The following is a 20410-nucleotide window of genomic DNA, read 5'->3' as shown; positions in this document are numbered from 1 at the left end:
GGGAATTCGCCGGAGAATAAAGCATGAGCAGCCAGCCCATTTCGCGGCGTACTTTTTTATCCAGCACCAGCGCGGTCACGGGAATGGCTGCGGCCGGCCTGTTGGTGAAATCAGGATTCGGCGCGGAAGGGGCACAAAATGCCCCTCGGCACACAGGCGACCATGGCAAAACTGTCGCCTTGGTGTGCGACCCGGCAGATGCCATCGCGGCGGCAAAAGCCCCGCAATGGGCATTAGATCAATTGAGCAAGGCTCTGACGGCTTTGGGCATTACAGTCAGGCGCTGCCGACGGATTGGCGATGTTGGGGCCGCGGAATTTTGCATTGTCGCTGCCAGCCCCAAATCGTCTTGGCTTAAGGAAGTACTGGAGCAAGCGAAAATCACACTGCCCGATTCTCCGGAAACCTTGGCATTGGCCTCAGCCGGCTTGGGAGACAAAACGGCGCTCTTTGCCGTGGGGAGCGACGAACGGGGGCTAATGTACGCCATTCTGGAAGTTGCCGATCGAGTGGTGCACTCCGATCCGCCGCTGGCCGCCATCGAAGCGCAAAAACCGATCGTAGAACAACCGGCCAATGCCATTCGCAGCATTGCTCGATTATTTGTCAGCAACGTGGAAGATTTGCCGTGGTATCGGGACAAATCGTTTTGGGAAAATTATTTCACGATGTTGTCGACCGAGCGGTTTAACCGCTTTGCGCTTACGTTGGGCCTGGGTTACGACTTCACGCGCCAAATTCACGATTGTTACTTTCACTTTGCATACCCATTTTTCCTGGCCGTGCCGGGATATAACGTGCGTGCAGCGGGCTTGCCGGATGCGGAGCGCGATGAAAATTTATTGCTTTTACGATGGATCAGCGAGGCCGCCACTAAGCGCGGCCTCGATTTTCAATTGGGATTGTGGACCCATGCCTATCGCTGGGCCGACAGTCCGCAGGCAAATTACACCATCGACGGGCTGAATTCCGATAACCATGCGAACTATTGCCGCGAGGCGCTGACGCAGCTGCTTTCGGCATGCCCGGCAATTCACGGCGTAACCATTCGCACGCATGGCGAAAGCGGGGTGCCGGAAGGTAGCTATGAATTTTGGGAAACTATTTTTAAAGGTGCGGCCGGGGCAGGGCGGAAAGTAGAAATCGATTTGCACGCCAAAGGAATCGACCAGCGCATGATCGAAGGGGCGCTGGCCACGGGCATGCCAATTAACGTTTCGCCCAAGTACTGGGCCGAACACACGGGCTTGCCGTATCATCAGGCGGCCATTCGCTCGCTGGAAATGCCTCCGGCGTCACAGCGCAGCGAAACGGCTAGCAAAGGCGCGGGAAGCGACAACAGCAAGCGCAATGCCGACGGCAAAGCGAGCAATCAAAGCCTGTTCGCACTCAGCAACGGCCAGCGGCGATTCATGCGCTACAGCTATGGCGATTTGTTTCGCGAAAATCGCGAATATGGAGTGATGTTTCGCATGTGGCCGGGTTCGATGAAATTGCTGCTTTGGGGCGACCCGGCCATGGCCGCCGCCTGGGGACGCTACGCCAGTTTTTGCGGCAGTACGGGGATGGAAATCCAAGAGCCGCTGTCGTTCAAAGGTAAACAAGGTTCCGGCCTGGCAGGCGGTCGCAATGCTTACCAAGATGAGGCCCTCAAGCCCGCCGCCGATTGGGAAAAATATGCGTATACATACCGATTGTGGGGACGATTGTTGTACAACCCCGATGCCGATCCAGAAGTCTGGCGTCGCATGCTGCAAAAGAATTGGGGCGCAGCAGCCTTGTCGGCAGAACAGGCTTTAGCGCATTCCAGTCGAATCATTCCGCTCATCACAAGCGCCCACCTTCCCTCGGCGGCCAACAACAATTATTGGCCGGAAATCTACACAAATATGTCGCTTGTCGACGCCACAGCGGGAAGTCCGTATTCCGATACGCCCAGCCCCAAACGGTTCGGCACCGTCAGTCCGTTGGATCCAGTAATGTTTTCGACCATCGACGAATACGCTGCGGAGATTGTGGCCAAAAAGTTCTCCGGAAAATATACGCCGGTGCAGGTGATCAGTTGGTTAAATAGATTGGTCGAAGACACCAGAAAGCATCTCACGCAAATAACCCAGCAGGCAGGCGCGAAGAGCAATCCCGATCTGAAACGTTTGATCGCCGACGTGCAAATTCAAATTGGGTTGGGGGAATTCTTTGCGCAAAAAATTGAATCGGCACTCTTGTTTGGCATTTATCAGCAAAGCAAAGATCGACGCGGATTGGAAGAAGCGGTTAAGCAGTATCAAACGGCGCGGGACACTTGGGCGAAAATTGCCCAAGGCGCTGACGGCGTTTACGTCAGTGACATTACCTTCGGCCCAGAAAAGCAATTGCGCGGCTGTTGGTCGGAGCGGCTGGCGGCCATTGATCAAGATGTGCAGCGCATGAAAAAATTGCTGGAAGGAACAGCCACAGTGCAAGTTGAAAAATCCTCCGACTGGGACGGCATTCGCCAATTGCTCGATTCAAAAAATGCAGCTAACCCTACGTCGATTTCAATCGTTCATCAACCGCCCAAGCAGTTCCATCCTGGTGACGCAGTTCCCATTAAGCTAACGGTGGGCTACACGTCGCTTGTGAAAGCCGATGATTTGCAATCGTCGACTTTACATTACCGCCATGTTAACCAAGCGGAAAAGTATGAAACCGCCGAGATGAAAGCCGACGCCAATCGTTGGGCAGCAATGATTCCTGGCGAGTATACGCAATCGCAGTATCCTTTGCAGTATTTCTTTGCGCTCACCAGCGCGAATGGCCACACTTGGCAGTTTCCTGGCTTTGACGAAACGCTGTGCAATCAGCCGTACTTTGTGGTGCGGCAAGGCTGAGCGTGGACTCACGTTAAACCGGTTAGCGGCCCGCTGCTGCAATAATCGGGATTGCCAAAGCGCTTGAGCTCGTGGCCGAACGTATGGGCGACCGATAGCCACAGCCGGTTGTGCGGAACGAGGGGAAAATCAAGCTTGCGGCCCATACGGAAGCCCGGCGCGCCGCCGACCAACACGAAAGGAATATTATCGAGCGTGTGCGTGTTCCCTTTCCCCAATTCATTGGTCCAAACGATGAGCGTGTGATCGAGCAGGCTTCCGTCGCCGCCGGGCTCAGGTGTATCTGCCAGCCGTCGCGCAAGATATGCCAGTTGCTCGCAATACCAGCGGTTAATGCGAGTGAGCTTATCTTGCGATTCCTGCTTGCCATCTTCGTGATGCGAAAGCTCGTGATGCCCCTCATCCACTCCCAACCAGTGCATCTTTGCCTGACCGACTGAGTTGGTAAATTGCAGCGTAGCAATGCGGGCGAAATTGGCAGCGAAGCTGTTGACCATTAAATCGATTTGCAATTTGCTAAGCCGCGGCATGTTGTCGTTTTCTTCCTTAACGCCCGGTTCCAACTGGGGCAGGGCGTGGCCGACGTTTTGATCGCCGGAACGCAGTTCTTGTTCTAAATCGCGGACGAAAGCCGCGTGTTCGTCAAGCAGCCGCCGGTCTGGAGCGCTGACTGCGGAGCTGAGCTTGTGGAAATCGTCCTGCAAATCGTCCAGAATGCTGCGCAGGCTTTCTTGATCTTTCATTCGCCCATACAGTTTGCCAAACATTTGATACGGATTGTCGATGGGCGTGATGGGTTTATTCGGCCCAGAATAAACCATGCGCGTCCACGTATCAGCGTGGTCGGGAACCATTACGCCAAACTCCAGCGAGCCGAAGCGCGTGCGCGTTTCGGAATTGGCTTGCAGAAAGTTTTTAATCTCCTGATCGATCGACAGCCCGCTGGCCCAGCCCGCCGGTGTATCGGACCCGCCTTGAATGTTGCCCGGGAACAATTCGGTTCCCGTGAGCAGGCAGCCGATGCCACGCATGTGATTATCGCCATCGCCCCGGACTTTATCGCACACGCCATGTAACAGGAGCGTTTGGTCGCGCAAACCTTCCAGCGGCGTAAGGCTTTCCTTGAAAATAAAATCGTCACCGACCTCGTCCGGCCAAAACGTGTCGGGAACAATGCCATTGGGGCTGAACATAATGATGAGCCGCTGCTTAGGGTTGGATTGGCCACCCCAGCAGAGGCTGGGCAAATTCAGGGCGAAGGGGATTGCGGCGGCGCTAATTCCCAAGTGACGCAGAAATTCGCGGCGCGAGTTGAACTTGGTCATTGCAGTAATTCCTCAAGGCTTTTCCGTTTGTTCCGGTTCAGTGTTGGACGCCGGTCGCGACCCGGGCAACACTGCCGCGCTGGCCACAATTTCGGCTACCAGTTTGCGAATATTAAAGTCGTTTTGCTTGAACGAAACCGTAAGCTGGTCGAGCTCCTCTGGCCCGTAAGCGCGAACAGGTTGCTTGATTAAAAAATGAAACAGATGTTCGACGAAGGCCGCGTGGGTTTCGTCACTGTCGGCCAGGAATTTCGCCAGATCCCGCACACCGGAAAACTGTTCTGTTTCACCGCCGCGCGTTTCATAGCCACCGCTGGCATCAATCGACTTACCTTGCTCCTCCGCGCGAAACCGTCCCACAGCATCAAAGTTTTCCAGCGTAAATCCCAACGGGTTGATGGTGGCATGGCACACCATGCACGATTGGGAATTGGTCTGAAGCGCCACCCGTTGCCGGGTAGTCAGGTCGGGATGCAATTCCGGCGCAAACGGAATCATAGCCTCCGGAGGCGGCCGCAAAGCCCGGCCTAACAAATTCCGCGAAATGAACACGCCGCGGTGAATGGGAGAACTGGTTTGCGCGTGGGCAAAGGTGGCTAGCAAATACGGATGCGTCAGCAATCCAGCGCGATGGTCGGGCTCAAACTCTACGTTTTGAAACGGCGCATCGGCGGGCAGTTCTACGCCGAAGAATTTCGCCAGCCGCCCGTTGAGCGGAATCGAAGTGGTTAAAAACAGTTGCCGGAAGTCGGAGGAATCGCTCCCCAGCACATGATTGATGCACAACTCCAAAGAAGTGCGCAAATCGGTGGCGATTTCAGGAGTGAAATCGGGATACTGGGTTGGGTCTTTCGATAGGTCGGGAATTTGGTCGACTTTCAGCCATTGCAGAAAAAAGTCTCGCAGTTTCGAATGGGCGCGCACATCTGCCAACATGCGTTCAGCCTGATGCACCAACTGCTCGTGCGTGGCCAATTGCCCGGCTTTTGCCGATTGCGACAAATCATGATCGGGAATTGAATCCCAAATTCCAAATGCCAGCCGAGCGGCCACATCGTAGGAAGTGTTTGGATTTTCGTCGCCGATTTCGCGATACAAAAACCAAGGTGATTTAAGCGCCAGCAGCACCACGCGCTTGGCAGCAAATTCGAAATTGTCGCCGGACTGCTCGAACTGATGGCCGATGTAGCGCGCGGCCTGCTCCTCGGTAAGTGGCCGGCGAAAGGCGCGCTGCACAAAACGTGTGCAAAAGTTACGAATTTTTGCGGCACGCTCGGGCGACGACTCCTTCACGTCGGCCAGATCGTACAAATGTGACGCGACGTAATCGGCCGTTTCGATTGCATCCTCAGTGGTAGCTCGATCCCATTCTTTGGAAATCGATGTGCCGCGCTCATAACCCGTGCTGCGATCGTCCGGCGGAAAGGGGGCGCTTGCGACAAACACTTCTGGCATTTGGGTCGGCCACAAGCACCGCTGCGGAATGATTTCTTCCGTCAGGTGCGGCAATTTCCAGCGCAGTGCAATGGACGCTTTTTGCGGTGGCTTGTTCTTATTCTTGTCAGAATCGTCGACGCCTTGCTTCGATTTGGAAAACTCCAGCCGCAGCGGGTAGGCACGCCCGCCAAGCAAGTGAATGGAGCCGCGAAATTCCGTGTCGTTGCCCGACTTCACCCAGGCATCGATCAAGGGTTGATGAGCATCGTTTACCCACAGGCGCGCGGCGTGATCGGTGGCAATTAAGAACTCGTAATCGCCGGTATCGGGCGCGAGCAGCGCGCCTTGCCAGCGAATGGAGAATTGCCGCGGGTCGAACTTTTCGCCGCCTGGGCTTGCATCGCCAAAATCAAACGCCACCTGTGCATCGATGCGATCGAGCAGACGATCTTTCTCGTCAAAGTTGCGCGACCGGAAGTATTCGCCACGCAAACCGTACTGCTCGCTAATCTTCGTTGGGCCACGGAAGCTGGCGATCAAATCGGTGACCGCATTTTGATACTGCCGGACGGTCAGACGAGCCAATTCAATGCGGGCCGGCTGATTGCGAACTCTGGCGGCCGGGGAGTAAAAGGCATCGTAAATGTAGGCCGCAACCTGGTGGGCATCGTCGCCGGTGCACGTTCCAGGCTGATCTTCCGGCATCGATTTTTCGATCAACCGCGCCAATTCGGCAACGGAACGGTCGCCCACTAGCGGATCGGGGTGATGCTCTTTTGTTCCTTCGCCGGCGGCGCCGTGGCACTTGGCACACGTAGTAGCGTAAATATCCTGTCCGCTGCGAAGATCAGCCGCAACTGCCTGCGAAACGGCTAGCGCCAAAAAAATATAGGCGGGCGCCGCCAGCAGATGGCGGCTAAAGGCGGGAATTCGTCCGGGCATATTACTAGTTTATCGTGCCCGCGCAGCAGTGGTCAACGCTTGCTCGCTAGGGGTGTCCACTGGGCAAATCAGTTAACGTTCCCACCGCAAGGCGGCCGTCGGTATGGTAAGGATCGCCCCCCGCCGTTGCGGCCTTCGTGTTGCGGTTGAAAATTGTCGATCCAATCGACCGAGCTAATTTCTCCGGCCGTTTGCAAATCGTTCAATAATTTGTCTCGCTCGGCATCCACATTGGAGCTAATGTGGTGGGTAATTTCGCCGGTGGTTTGACAGAAGCCGACGCTAGTATCGAGTGTTGCAACACCCAGCCACAACGGTTGGAAACTCGGCTCGGCCGTGTTGGCAGGTAGCGCTCAAATAACTTGGAAGGTTGAATTCAACTAACCGTAGCAAACATTTGCTGGACCTCAAAGATCAGCGGCTTTATACTAAGACCAAACCGTGAGTCTGCAATCTTTAAGGCGTCACGGTTGAAAGTGCCGGGAGGAGGGAACGGCAATGACCGTCCGGAACCAAGCATGTACTCTAAGTTGCGCGCGGGGACTTCTTGCGCGCTGGCTTCCCAAAATCGCTTTTGCCCGGGGATTTGTCTTCGGCTTGGTTGTTGTGGGGATGGCCTCCACATGTTGGGCAACCATCAGCATTTCGGGCACCAGCGGCACCACCTGGACCATTGCCAACGGCGATTTAACGGTGAAGTTTAACTCGACAAACGCCAATCTCACGAGCGTGGCCATCGGCAATAGCGGAAACGTTCTCGACCCAAATAACTCCAAGCTTTATCCGGAGTTCGCCGGCACGCCATTTGGTTCGGGCCCCACGACGGCCAGTTTTCAGCAAACGAGTAATTACATCGATTTTTGGACGACCACGCAGTCTTCCGGCACGACAAATCCGATTACGTATTCGTTTCATTACGTGATGTTCAACAACGATCCGGACATTGTGTGTTACGAGGTGCTGAATCATTCCTCCACGGACCCGGCCACTGGCGTTGGCCAAGGACAGTTTTTAGCACGCGTCAACACTTCGCTGTTTAATAACACTTATCAGGTAAACGTGGGTCCCAACAACATTGGCGTGCAAACTTCTACCTTGCCGCCCTTTTACCCCGCCGACGGCTCCCCCAACATGCAAACGGTCAGCGCGCAGGCTGGCCGGACGGTGCAAGACGCCACCACCGATTTAACTGGGAGCGGCTTAGCGGGCGCGTGGGGAACGAACAGTTACACCAAGTACGACTATTCCGCTTACATGCAGTTTTTGCAGGCCACAACCGAGTATGGGTCGCAATACGCAGTCTCGGCGCTATTCACCTCGAAAGACACGATGACCGGCGGTCCGACCAAGCAAAACTTGATGTTAACCAACAATATTTCCATGATCGAATTTCTTTCCAATCATTACGGAACGGGCGATCCAAATTACGGCTACACGCCCACCCAGGGAGTCAATACAACACGTTTGTTTGGACCGTACGCCTTCCGTTTTACACCGATCAGTGGAGAGAACGGTGCTCAGCTTTATCAAGATGCCGTCAACAGCATGTCGACCTTACAGGCCGATTATGATACCGACTCGGAGCTCATTAGCACGGGCTATACTCCTACTTCGCAGCGCGGCAAGCTGCAGGTAGCGGTTCCCAATGCGGCCGGTTGGAGCAGTAATGCCAACAACAACACGATTGTGCTTGCGGATCCCGGAAAGAGCTTTCAAGAATCGACGACCGGCTATCAATACTGGGCACAACTTTCCGCCAGTGGTACAGCGAGCATTTCCAGCATTGTGCCGGGAACATATCGGTTATCTTTGTACGAATTAGGGCAGTGGGGAGAAACACGCTACGACAACATCCAAGTAACTAGCCAGCAGCTTAATCTTTCTAACAGCATCAAGTTTACCCCAGAGAACTTCGGCGCCGCCGCGCCCATTTGGACCATCGGCACGCCAAATCGCTCGGCTAATGAATTCCTGAACGGCCACGCCACCAGCGCCAACCCCGGCGTCGTTTCCGGTGGGGACCTGAGGCAATTCTATGGCGCCTACGATTATTGGGCGGAAGAACAAGCACTGGGCAACCCCGGCAAGGTGGTGTATTACGCCACGACCGTAGGTTCCACTCCGGCCACGAACGACCCCAATAAGTGGATTGCCAATCAATGGCAAAAATTCAATCCGGGACTGTACGATTCGAGCAATGGGACCACCGATGACTACTCCAAAATTGCGCCGGCGTATGTCACAGCCGGAGGCGGCCCAGGCACTTACACAGGCTCACCATGGGAAGTACATTTCACCACCACCGCGACCCAAAAAGCGCAAGGACAATATGCAGTGCTTTCGGTTGGGTTGGCCTCGGTGGAAGCCAGTTTGACGGTCGCACTTAACGGCCATTCCGAAACGTGGCACTCCGGCGGCGCGACAGGCACGCCCATTTCCGTTTCTGCCGATGCCATGACCCGCAGCGGCGACGCGGGAGTTTATCAGTTTTTGGCTTTTCAATTCCCGACCTCTGATTTGAATGCCAATGGCAGCGACAATGTTTTTACGTTTAGCGTTAGTACAACGGATGGCGTGATGTACGATGCCTTGCGCATGGAAATTACCAATACACCGGCCGATCCCAGCATTACCGGCTGGCATGATTATGAATACATTACCGGGTCGAATTCCCAAGTCGATGCCAACAACACGGCGGGCAATGTCCTACCGGGCGATTTCAACGGTGACCGCCACGTCGATGCGAGTGACATCAACGCCATGCTAAACGCACTCGTCAATTTGCCCAATTATCAATCGGCCCACGGCCTCACCAGCGTCGAAATGTTGACCATCGGCGATTTGAATAATTCCGGAACGGTAAACAACGCCGATCTGCAAGCACTTCTCAATTTGTTGCTATCGGGAGGCGGTTCCACAAATCCAGTTCCCGAGCCGGGCACTGCTGTGCTGCTAATCCTCGGCGGCAGCGTTTTGGCGTTGAGCTATGCTTGGAAACGGGCCCGCGCGGCGCCGTGGGCATTACGTTTTCGCACCGCTGGCCAGCGAATCTTTTTTTAACAGGCCCGGATGCTTATCGCGAACTTTACAAACCTTCGGAATGGCTGCGGCTCGGACGTAAGGTTGCAAAGGATTGTTGCGGGCATAATCTTGATGATATTCTTCCGCCGGATAAAACGCTGTGAGCGGCTCCAACGTAGTGACAATTGGCCTGGAAAACGCATGCGCATCGCTCAATTGTTTGATTTTCGCATGGGCCAGTTGCTTCTGTTGCTCGTCGGCATAAAAAATGGCCGAGCGATATTGCGTGCCGTAATCGTTGCCCTGGTGATTTAACTGCGTCGGATCGTGGGCATCGAAAAACACATCGAGCAAACGATCGTAACTGATGCGGCGCGGATCGTACGTGATGCGAATTGCCTCGGCATGGCCGGTATTTCCCTCGCAAACCTGTTCGTAGTCGGCAGTTTCTGGCTTGCCGCCGGAATAGCCGCTTTCCACGTCGCTAACACCATCGAGTTGCTCAAATACCGCTTCCGTGCACCAGAAACAACCACCGGCGAATACAGCAGTGGCCGATTCATTTGAGCCCTGTGAATCGTCTTCACGCAAATCGTTCTTACTGGCCAAATCTTGTTTTTCCATTTGCGAGGCTAAAGGATCGGCCAACGTGGCAAGCTTCTCGCTAGCGGTGAAATTTAACGACGCCGAATTTAAGCAAAACCGAAGGCCTGTAGGTCGGGGGCCATCGTCGAATACATGACCCAAGTGCCCGTCGCAGCGTGCACAATTAATTTCCGTACGACTCGTGCCATAGCTGTAATCAGACTTTTCGGCGACGTTGTCTTTGGCGATGGGTTGAAAAAAACTCGGCCAGCCGGTGCCGGAGTGAAACTTGGCATCGGACGAAAACAAGGGCAACCCGCAGCCTGCGCAGGTGTAAACGCCTTTCATCTTATTATCTAGCAGCGTGCCACAAAACGGTCGTTCCGTGGATGAACTGCGCAACACCTCGAATTGCTCCGGGTTAAGTCGCTGGCGCCATTGCGCTTCGCTTAGAATTAGCTTGGGAGATTCAACCGGCCCAACGAGCTCACCATTTCGATTGAAGACGTGTACTCGGACCATTGTTTCATCCTCCTGTGAATTGTCACGTTTCGATGAATTGTTGCGTGGGAGGCCGGCAATTTCAACCAGCACATCACAGGCATGGGCTAATCAGCCGGGAAAATGTGGAAAAGCGATGCTGCGCCGACCATGACAGCTCTGCTTGAATTCTGCTACTTGATGCACTTCATTGAAAAGCGGAAACTATTCCCGCTGTCGCGCATTTAGCTTTCGACCGATAAGCTATGATTAAAGTTGTCTAATCCCCGATTGCCGAGACGGTTTTGAGATTGTAGCCGAGCTGCTCCGCATGCACATGGATCTGCCTATTTCGGATTGTAAACCATACACGCGGGAATGGTACGAACATCTGCGGCGCTTGTTGGGCGAGGCGGGCTGCCGGCAACTCGGCTTTTACGAGCTTCCGGCTAATTTTGTGCTGTCGGTGGTTATTCCCATGTACAACGAGGCCGCAACAATCCGCGCATTGGTCGATCGTGTCAGAAATTCGCCCTTGCGGAAAGAAATTATTTTGGTCGATGACGGCAGCAGCGATGGATCGCGCAATATTCTTCAGCAATTGCAACAAGAGAACAATGAAGACCACGATAATCGACTGCTAGTATTGCTGCATGATCAGAACCAAGGAAAAGGAGCCGCCTTACGAACGGGATTCGCTCGCGCCACCGGCGATGTTGTCATTGTGCAAGATGCGGATTTGGAATATGACCCGGCCGATTATCCGCGGTTGTTGCAGCCCATTGTGGAAAACCTAGCCGACGTTGTGTACGGCAGCCGATTTTTGGGAGATCAGCCCCATCGGGTGATGTACTTTTGGCATTATGCGGGCAACCGGCTTTTGACTCTGCTATCCAATTGCTTTACTAACCTTAACTTGACCGACATGGAAACCGGGTACAAGGTTTTTTCGCGGCAAGCATTGGCCGCGGTGCTGCCGGCATTGCGGCAAAATCGATTTGGCATTGAGCCCGAAATAACCGCAAAAATTGCCAGGCGGAAATTTCGGGTGTTTGAACTTTCGGTAAGTTACTCCGGTCGTACCTACCAGCAGGGCAAAAAAATCGGCTGGCGCGATGGAGTAAAGGCGCTCTGGTACATTCTCCGCTACGGTTTTGCCGATTGATCACGGCAAAGGAGCTCTGGCGGCGCTTGCTCACTAAGTGGTGACGTTTCCGCGCGGTTAGCTTGCAAACAAACGGTCTTAATGATGCGGAACAGCTCCTCCGGCTGAAATGGCTTGGAAATGTAGCTATCCATGCCGGCCGCCAAACAACGTTCCTTGAATCCATCCATAACGTGTGCCGTCATCGCGATAATTGGGGTTCGATTACTGATTCCCGATTCCTGCTGGCGAATGACTGCCGTTGCGGCTAATCCGTCCAAATCGTGCATTTCGACGTCCATTAAGATCAAATCGAAATGGCGCTGCCGCCAGCGGTCGATTGCCTGGCGTCCAGAGTTCACAGTTTCCACATAATGTCCATGCAACTCCAACAATCCAGCAGCCACTTCTTGATTCACTGGACTGTCATCGGCGACCAAAATGCGCAAAGCCTGGGCTGCGGAATCCGGCGCACTACTGATCGTTTCCAGCGCCTTTTCGTTCTCAGGAGCAAATACACTTTTTAATGCGGACTTCAGCTCTTGTGCCTTGATAGGTTTCGTCACACAGGGTTCAATTCCCAATTCTTGGCACCGCTGAGTAATATCGATACGAGCGACCGGCGCCACGATGCCGACAATCGGCACAGCGGCATGTAACTCTCGCTGCAAAATTTCCACTTGGTCAAGCTCTACCGGCTCGGCTGCCGAAATATCGACAACCAATAGATCAGCTAGCTTTCTGTCTTCGGAGTTGCCTAAGCATTTCGACACAATGTCGCCTGCTGGGTCAACAGCATCCACTTCCAACCCGCAATTCTTCAAAATGGCACTATAAGCTTCGCGCGCGTGAACGTTGCGGCACAGTAGAACAGCACGCCGCATAGTTTTTGATTCCCAAGCGGGCGACGGCTCTTCGCCAACGGTCGCCAATTGCAAGGGTATGATAAATTGAAACGCACTCCCTTCACCCAGTCGGCTTTCCACCCAAATACGACCGCCCATTAACGCAACTAATTGTGATGAAATCGAAAGGCCTAAGCCGGTGCCGCCATAGCGACGGGTCATTGAGGTATCGCTTTGCCGAAACGCCTCGAAAATAGAATTCTGCTTCTCTTGGGAAATGCCGATGCCGGTATCTTGGACCGAAAAGTGCAGTACGTAACGATTGTCGACGTGCTCCCGGCACCCCACCCGCACATAAATTCCTCCGGCGTCGGTGAATTTGATGGCATTGCCAATCAAATTCAAAACAATTTGTCGTAGACGACTTGGATCGCCGAGTAAGCTGTCTGGAACATCCGGCTCCACGTGGCAAATCAATTCCAATCCTTTGCGCCCAGCGGGGACAGCAAATAATCGCGCTGCATCTTCAACCACATTGCGCAGAAGCATCGGAATGGATTCAAGTTCTAATCGTCCGGCTTCAATCTTCGAGAAATCGAGAATGTCGTTCAAAATAGCCAATAGGGCGCTGGCGGAATCCTTGACCACGGTTAATTGTGATCGTTGCTGATGTGAAAGCTGAGTATTTAGCGTTAGTTCTGTCATGCCAATCACGCCGTTCATTGGCGTGCGGATTTCGTGGCTCATGATCGCCAAGAATCTGCTTTTCGCTTGACTAGCAGCTTCCGCAGCTTGTTTGGCGACCGTCAATTCTTGCTGAGCCGTCAGCAACTTCTGAGTCAGCCGTTCTAGTTCCTGATTTGACACCGCCAATTCCTGCGACCTGGCTTCCACAGCCGCAGTACGCTCTTTCACGCGCAACTCCAAGTTCTCATTCAATGCTTGCAACTGGCCGAATCCTGCCGCGTTTTCGAGGGCAGCTCCGGCAATCGTGGCGATGTAATCGGCTAATCGTTCTTCATCGGCCCCAAACAATCCTCGCACGTGTTCATGTGTGACATACAAGCAAGCGATGGCCTCTCCGCGTACATACAATGGCGCACACAATGCTGAGCGATCGGTTCCGGAATCACTCCGATTCCCAGCCTTGAGATCAGTTTCTTCCACAAACGCGACTGCCCGACAGGTCCGCAGCGCATCGGTGATTTTGGACTCATCCCAAGCACCAGGAATATTCCCTGCTGCTGGCACGAATGAAAGTTGTCCCTCCTGATTCACAATTTGCAACACAATGCAATGCTCGGCCCTTAATAATCGCAGCGATGCAACACGGGCCTCCCCCAAAATTACCGGCGGTGATAAGGCGGAAGCAATTCGTCGCCCCCAATCGAGCACAGCATCAAATCGATCGACCAACGAAAGGCTAGCCAGTTGCTGCGTTGGGCCGGAAACACTCCCGTCGACTTCATAAACGCGTAATTCTCCTAGAATTGCCTGTGCCTCCGACCTATGCGGCACCGCATCGGGGTGGCCCAATTCCGTTTCTAATTCGGCCTGGGCTAATAGGGTTTGCGCGAATTCGTGCTGGGCATTTTGCCGCTTAGCAAGTGTCAGGCTTTTTTTGAAATAGGGGAACGCTTTACTAGGCCGATCGCGCATCGCCATGACCAATCCCAATTCGCGATATGCATGCGGTACATCGTTTTTGCACAGCCAGCGGTTGCGAATTGCTTTTCCTGCTGCAGCTTCTGCCTGCTGCAAAAGTTGAATTCGACGCTGCGAAGTCAGGTCTTCTAGCTGAGCTGCCTGCAGGCGAAACACTGCGGCCAGCCAAGGCCAGTACGGCAATGTGTAGGCGTTACGCACTCCAGCGGCTTCAACGACTTCAATGGCTTGCTCTATTTGCTGTTGCGCTGCAGCCAACTGGCTGGTCCCGAGGAGATGAATTCCATTGGCGAACAGCACCTGTGCTTTTCCTTGGGCATCATGTCGTTGGCGTGCAAGTTCTGGCTTCAAGATTTGTTCTGGCACTGCGCCGCCCGTGGCGCGCACCCAAATATCCAAATTGATTCCAGAGGCTTGCTCATCCCCCAATTCAATTCCCGATTGGTAATTCAATCGCGATTCTTCCAGGGCGCCTTGCAAATCGCCCAAGCGATATAACGAAGCAGCAATTTGATACCGCGCAATATGGACCTGCCAGTAATCGCCGGTGCGCTCTAACAAGCGGATAGCATCACGACACTTCTCAATGCACTGCCGATAGTGTGATCCGGCATAGAGCACCACACCATAGTAATGCAACGATTGCCCTTGGCCTGACCAATCGCCAAAGCTCTGTCGGATGTTGAATGATTTTTGTGCGTATGCCCGTGCCCGGCTCAAGTATCCGACCAAGGTAAGACCAGGCGCGTGTTCTGCGTACGCTTGCGCTAATTCCAACGTTGGGAGAAAACGTTCTGCTAAATTCAAGTTTCGCAAATGCGCCCACATCACATGCAACAGGCTGCGGCAGTACCAGCATCCATGAGCCAAGTTACTAAGCAATCGCAGCGTCAATTGCTCCTCTTCATCCGGCAAGCGATGTGTCCTGTGTACGAATACTTTTGGAAAGCACGTATGAAGAAATTGGACAAATGCTTCTTTCATGGTAAGCAACAGCATTATCAGCCAACGGCGCGGAACAAATCTGCCTAACGAGCCTAGCGCCTGTTCGTAGTGACAAATGGCGCCCTCCATGTCGCCGCGCTTGAAGGCTAATTCGCCGAGCTTTCCGAGTATCTGAGCTTCATCCCAGGAATCGTTGGCAGCGCCCGCTGCAGCTTGAAGTTTTTCGCCCGCTTGAACGTAATCACCGCGGAGCATGAGCACTTCGCCAAGCTTCTCCAGCGTTCGATAGCGCACTGCGGGCGTTGCGCCCTCGGTGCCGCGCTCGGCGATGCGATATTGCTGCTCGGCAATTTCCAGAGAATATTGTGCCCGTGATTGGTCCGCGGCTTCTAGCGCATAGGAAAGTGCTGATTTAGAATCGCCGGCCGCATCAAAATGATAGGCAATCTCGGCGCTTCGATCGGGCGCTTGCAATTGCAGATATTTTGCTGCGCGGCAGTGCAGGCTTTTGCGCTGCGATTCCTCTAAGGATTCAAGCAAAGCCGTTCGAATTTTATCGTGGACAAATACGCAATGCGAACCGTCCGGTCGCAGCCATACCAATCTCCGCTGGCGCGCGGTGTCCAAGGCTGCAATTGCTTGGGCTGGGGATTGCTCGACCAACTCTGCAACAACGTTTAATTCAAATTCTTTTCCCAAGACTGCGCCGTGTGACAGCAAGCGCAGTGCATCCTGCGGTAATAAACTCAACCGGCGAGTTAGAAACTCAGCCGCCTGGCGCGAAGACTGTACTTCGTCAACATGATGCGGGTCGAGCCGCCAACCCTCGGGCTCCCGTTGAAGCGTCCCAGATTCTACCAGTCCGCGCAACACCGCCGACGCCATAAAAGGGCTACCTTCTGCCAGTCGAGTGACCGCTTCGATGACGGCCGCGGGAAGCTGCCCTGCCATCGACTCCACTAATTGCTTGATTTCATTAGCGTCGAATGGCAAGAGGCGCAAATGCAGGGAGGGATTGCAACGCCTAAGAGGATGAGCGGCGTCGACTTCCTCGGAGCGAAACGCGGCCAACAGCAAAACCGAATGCGAGTTGCCTTCAGTGCGCGATTCTGATTGCCATCGACGAATTAAACGATACGTTAGCTCGTCGGCCCACTGGCAATCGTCGAGCACCACCAAAACCGGCCGTAGCTGTGCCTCCAGTGCATTAAGAAAGCTGGTCAGCGCATGCAACGTCCGCATTTCGCCGGCTTCTTCGGGTGCAGAAGCAAAGGCGGCAGTCGACCCAAACACTTCCGCTAGGCCAGGAAGCGCTGCGGCAACGACTGGCGCTTCATCGCCCAATCGTTCTCGAATGGTTTTAGCAAGGTCCGGATTTGATTCCACTGCGGAAAGAAAGCCTTCGACCACTCCTTCTAGCAGCGAAAATGGTCGGCGCGCAACATCATTTGTTCCTTGTCCCCACAGCATCCAAAAGCCTTGTGCTGCCGCGCGGTGCGCCGTCTCGGTCAGCAGGCGTGTTTTTCCACCGCCTGATTCTCCTTCTAATACAATTAGGCCTCCCTCACCGCGCTTGGCCCGCTGCATTTGTTCGTCCAGTGCGTTCAATTCGGCGGCCCGGGCAACGAACGCAGGTTCCGTGAGCGTTCGTCGATCATCATGGGCGCCAATAACCACCGCGGGCTCATCTTCACCGCGCTCCATTGCCGCTGCGATGGCCTTTAAGTCCGCCAATGCAGCTTGGGCCGATTGGTAACGATCGCGCGGGTCTTTGCGAAGCAGACGCTGTATCATTTCTTCCAATGCACGCGGCACTGAAATACCCAGTTCGCGCAATCTGGGAACGGCGGCCGTCATGTGCTCGAATAACACGGCGCCTAGTGTGTTGCCGGAGTACGGAGGACGTCCGGCCAAGCAATGAAATAATGTGATGCCAGCGGAATACAAATCAGAGATTTCGGTGACATCTTGATACAAAGAACCTGCCTGTTCCGGCGAAAGGTACAAGGCCGCTTCAAGCGATTGCGATTGCAACGGACCTTCGTCGGAACACAGCGCCGGCGTAGGATCAATATCAACCAACGTGGCCGTCGTTAATGGTACTGTTGCGGCAACGATAATGTTTGCAGGCCGTACTGCGCGGTGCAACAATCGATGCTGGTGCATGTCGTGCAGCGCCGAAAACAGCGCGTCGCCCACCGCAAGCGATTCAGAGATCGTTAGTCGCCGAATTTCTAAGCACTTTTGCAAAGAAATGCCTGGCATGCGCTCGTAGACCAACAGCAAATCGTTCTGCTCGCGCCCCACATACATTACTGGCGCCAGCCACGGGCTTTGGAATCGCTGAAAGCGAGTTGCTTCGTATTCCAAACGCATCAGAGAGCCTGGATGTACGGTATCCACGGGAATAACTTTGACGATCACCTCACGGCCATCGTCAATGCTTCGACCTGCGTACGTATGAATTCGATGCGCTTCGCTCAAACACTCGCGCAGCTGATACCATGAGCCCACGATTCGTCGATCTGGGTCTGAAACCGATTCGCCGTTAGTTTGGTCCTTCGCGTTAGCCACGCGATATTCCTGAAAAGATAATTCAACAGCGCGTGTGTATTGTTCACGCTGAACTGACTGCGGTCCTGTTCCGATTCTGCACACACACAGCGAACAGCCTGGCACAGGCAAATACCTGTACAAATGTAGGTTTATCGCTGCGAATTCGTCACCGATGGAGCAACTGCAAGGTCATATTTCAGGAGTGGAACCGGAGCGCCGCGCGAACAATGTACAGATTTAGATCCATCATGAAGAATGTATGTACGTGTTCTAACGATAAGTCTTCCTACTCCGTCTACATGGGGGAAATTGCAAGTAGCGATGTGTGATTTAGAAGTGCTGCAGAGAACACAAATGTGCGCCGCACAAAGACATTTTTTTGCGGTTAACCGCAGACGAGTACCAATTGTTGCTCCATCGTGGGCGCATAGTTTACGCCAACCCTACAAACTGAATTGCAGCGATTAATTTTTTCCAATTTCGGAGAAGCAAACTCTGAATTTGCTTGCATTGTGTGCCTTGATTTTGCATAAACGATTGCAGGGCTCGCAAGACCTGTACTTTTCTCAACAGTTCCAGCGAACCAAGGACCTTTACGATGTTTCGGGGTTGTGCACATTCGAGCGCTCACCCCGGTTCCACTAATTTTTCTGCCCAAACGGTGTCGCCATGGATTGCAAAATTGCCGCCTTCTTTTCCGATCACGTTTCTCATTTCACCCAGCAACTGCAGGAATTCGATCGCCAAATTGCCCCCGACGCGTTGCCGCACTCCGATCAAATACTCGAAAATTTGACCAATTGCATCAACAATTCGTTAGCGGTTTGTGCGGCATTTGAAAAAGAACTCGAAGCTGCCGATCCGCTTGTTTTGAAGGATGTGCAACGACGATACCGAGAAGCCATTTGGCCCTGGTTCGGTAAAAGTTGGTGCATGCAGCGAGCGTTGACCAAGCCACGTGGCTATCCTGGCGATGCAATGCTGCTAACGGCAATTTATGACGGCGTGGCGAAGTCGCTGGGCCTTGGCGGATACTTCGATCGCTACTTTCTGAATACCACGCTGGGTAGAGCGGTTCCAGCCCGGATGTGGGAAGCTCGACGGTTCCTCATGGAAGAGTTAGGACGGCGTCGTGGCCGAGTCGACGTTATGGATGTGGCCTGCGGTTCATGTCGTGAGTATTTAGGAGGATTCGAACCATCCGCCGATCGAGAGACAACTTTCACCTGCATCGACAACGATCCTGAAACACTCGAATTTGCCAAATCACAAACGCAAGCGGCGCTAGCCAATAGCGGCATTACAGGGCGATTTATTCGCTACAATGCCTTGCGGATGGTGTCGGCAGAATCGAATATCCGCCGCTTCGGACGGAGCGATGTAATCTACAGCGTCGGGCTGTGCGATTACATTCCCGACGAATATCTGATTCCGCTGTTGGCCGGTTGGCGCGAGTCATTAAACCCGGGCGGGGTGGTGTATGTCGCCTTCAAAGACACGAAGCTGTACGATAAGACTGAATATCAGTGGTTGGCTGATTGGTACTTCTTCCAGCGCACCACGGACGATTGCCGGCAGCTATTTGTCTCGGCTGGTTACGACATGAGCGGTGTAACGATGACGCGTGACCCGATTGGCGTGATCATCAACTTCATCTGTCGCGACAAAGTTCCTGCGATAGTCCGGATCGACACTCCGGAAGAAAAGTTAATTCCGCAACACGTTGACCAGGTTGCGAAGCAGGTAAACAGCGTCGGCAGCTAGGCAAATGGGGTTTAGCGGCGCGTCGGAGAGTTAACCGCTAACGATTAAAACTGTCGGATGAGGTCCAGCACGATGGCATCGACCGATGCGCTCTGGGCACTATCGCTGAAGTCGCCGCCGATCAAGCCGCTATTGCCTACGTGCTGTGTGGGCCCGAACTCGTGCACGTAGCCTAAGTCGACATCCCAACAGCAGACCTTGCATCCCACGCCCACGGTGACGCCGTGCTCCATAAATGCTTGGAGAAACGGCGTTAGCGTGCTGTCGGGAATTGGGTTGGGATTGAAAATGTAGCCGATTCGAAAGGTCATGCCGTTGTCGCATTGCTGTTGGTAACCCATGTGCAGCGACACGCTGTCGTGCCAGTTCAGCGGAAGATGATCGTTCACTTGCGGCGGAAATCCGGGCGTGCCGGGATTATGCAGGTTCAGCGAAAATTGGTCAAAAGAGTGTTCCCAATCGTACCAAATGACATCGAGCCCAACGCTGCGATGCGGGCACAAATCGTGACGAATTCCTAGTGCCACGGATTCCGGCCATACCATGTGCAGTGTGGAATCGTAAGTGGATGCACCCAGAGGCGGCGCCAACACGTTGATATATGTGTTGCCGTGCAATGTAAACGGACTGGCGCTTTGATAGGTGGCGCCAAAGGTTGTGTCGTCGGTCAATTTATATTGCAAAGCGGCGGACCAGACTAAGTCTGCGCCTTCATCGTGCGTATGCAACTGAGTCAGTGGGCCGGGCAGCGTCGGGCCTTGCAAAAAGTAGGGGCCTTCTAACTCGGCATAGCTGACGCCCACGCCCAATGTTGCGCCGATCGACAGCCGA

General features: G+C 53.9%; 10 protein-coding genes. 4 read left to right on the top strand and 6 right to left on the bottom strand.

Annotated features, from left to right (window positions below; all coding sequences use genetic code 11):
• Positions 1-23: 23 nt before the first annotated feature.
• A complete protein-coding gene (locus VFE46_00690) occupies positions 24-2870 on the top strand; it encodes a hypothetical protein (protein HZZ26492.1) in 2847 nt (948 codons plus the stop codon).
• A gap of 8 nt (positions 2871-2878) precedes the next feature.
• Here the strand turns inward: VFE46_00690 and VFE46_00685 are convergent, their stop codons facing one another.
• The 3 genes from VFE46_00685 to VFE46_00675 all read right to left on the bottom strand — a co-directional run bounded on the left by VFE46_00685 (position 2879) and on the right by VFE46_00675 (position 6888).
• Complete coding sequence (locus VFE46_00685; GenBank protein ID HZZ26491.1) at positions 2879-4195, bottom strand: DUF1552 domain-containing protein; 1317 nt, start codon at positions 4193-4195, stop codon at positions 2879-2881.
• A gap of 12 nt (positions 4196-4207) precedes the next feature.
• Entirely contained in the window at positions 4208-6574 is a 2367-nt protein-coding gene (locus tag VFE46_00680) for a DUF1592 domain-containing protein (GenBank protein HZZ26490.1), read from the bottom strand.
• 68 nt (positions 6575-6642) lie between these two features.
• Positions 6643-6888, bottom strand: coding sequence for an LssY C-terminal domain-containing protein (locus VFE46_00675; protein ID HZZ26489.1), 246 nt, complete (start codon positions 6886-6888; stop codon positions 6643-6645).
• A gap of 298 nt (positions 6889-7186) precedes the next feature.
• Here VFE46_00675 and VFE46_00670 point away from each other — a divergent pair, with 298 nt between their 5' ends.
• Positions 7187-9634, top strand: a complete 2448-nt coding sequence (locus tag VFE46_00670; GenBank protein HZZ26488.1) for a polysaccharide lyase family protein — start codon at positions 7187-7189, stop codon at positions 9632-9634.
• Here the strand turns inward: VFE46_00670 and VFE46_00665 are convergent.
• Complete coding sequence (locus tag VFE46_00665) at positions 9596-10702, bottom strand: bifunctional methionine sulfoxide reductase B/A protein (GenBank protein HZZ26487.1); 1107 nt, start codon at positions 10700-10702, stop codon at positions 9596-9598. The genes VFE46_00670 and VFE46_00665 overlap by 39 nt on opposite strands.
• 289 nt (positions 10703-10991) lie before the next feature.
• Between VFE46_00665 and VFE46_00660 the strand changes: the two genes are divergently transcribed.
• Positions 10992-11825 carry a glycosyltransferase family 2 protein gene (locus tag VFE46_00660; protein ID HZZ26486.1) on the top strand — a complete coding sequence of 278 codons (834 nt, stop codon included), beginning with the start codon at positions 10992-10994 and terminating at the stop codon, positions 11823-11825.
• Here the strand turns inward: VFE46_00660 and VFE46_00655 are convergent.
• Positions 11807-17833 (bottom strand): response regulator, encoded by a 6027-nt coding sequence (locus tag VFE46_00655; protein ID HZZ26485.1) that lies wholly within the window; start codon positions 17831-17833, stop codon positions 11807-11809. The two genes, VFE46_00660 and VFE46_00655, sit on opposite strands and share 19 nt — an antisense overlap.
• Before the next feature lie 651 nt (positions 17834-18484).
• Here VFE46_00655 and VFE46_00650 point away from each other — a divergent pair.
• The gene (locus tag VFE46_00650) at positions 18485-19579 is read left to right on the top strand and encodes a class I SAM-dependent methyltransferase (protein ID HZZ26484.1); all 1095 of its coding nucleotides are present in this window, start codon (positions 18485-18487) and stop codon (positions 19577-19579) included.
• Positions 19580-19623: 44 nt separating this feature from the next.
• Here VFE46_00650 and VFE46_00645 read toward each other — a convergent pair.
• The coding region (locus VFE46_00645) for an outer membrane protein transport protein (GenBank protein ID HZZ26483.1) at positions 19624-20410 on the bottom strand (787 nt) is incomplete at its 5' end.

It is taken from the genome of Pirellulales bacterium (assembly GCA_035656635.1).
Taxonomy (GTDB): Bacteria; Planctomycetota; Planctomycetia; order Pirellulales; family JADZDJ01; genus DATJYL01.
This window is presented reverse-complemented; position numbering and strand designations above follow the sequence as displayed.

Coding starts and splice junctions, on each gene's coding strand:
- VFE46_00685 (HZZ26491.1), bottom strand. CDS start 4,195: ATGACCAAGTTCAACTCGCGCCGCGAATTTCTGCGTCACTTGGGAATT.
- VFE46_00650 (HZZ26484.1), top strand. CDS start 18,485: ATGGATTGCAAAATTGCCGCCTTCTTTTCCGATCACGTTTCTCATTTC.
- VFE46_00665 (HZZ26487.1), bottom strand. CDS start 10,702: ATGGTCCGAGTACACGTCTTCAATCGAAATGGTGAGCTCGTTGGGCCG.
- VFE46_00680 (HZZ26490.1), bottom strand. CDS start 6,574: ATGCCCGGACGAATTCCCGCCTTTAGCCGCCATCTGCTGGCGGCGCCC.
- VFE46_00690 (HZZ26492.1), top strand. CDS start 24: ATGAGCAGCCAGCCCATTTCGCGGCGTACTTTTTTATCCAGCACCAGC.
- VFE46_00660 (HZZ26486.1), top strand. CDS start 10,992: ATGCACATGGATCTGCCTATTTCGGATTGTAAACCATACACGCGGGAA.
- VFE46_00670 (HZZ26488.1), top strand. CDS start 7,187: ATGGCCTCCACATGTTGGGCAACCATCAGCATTTCGGGCACCAGCGGC.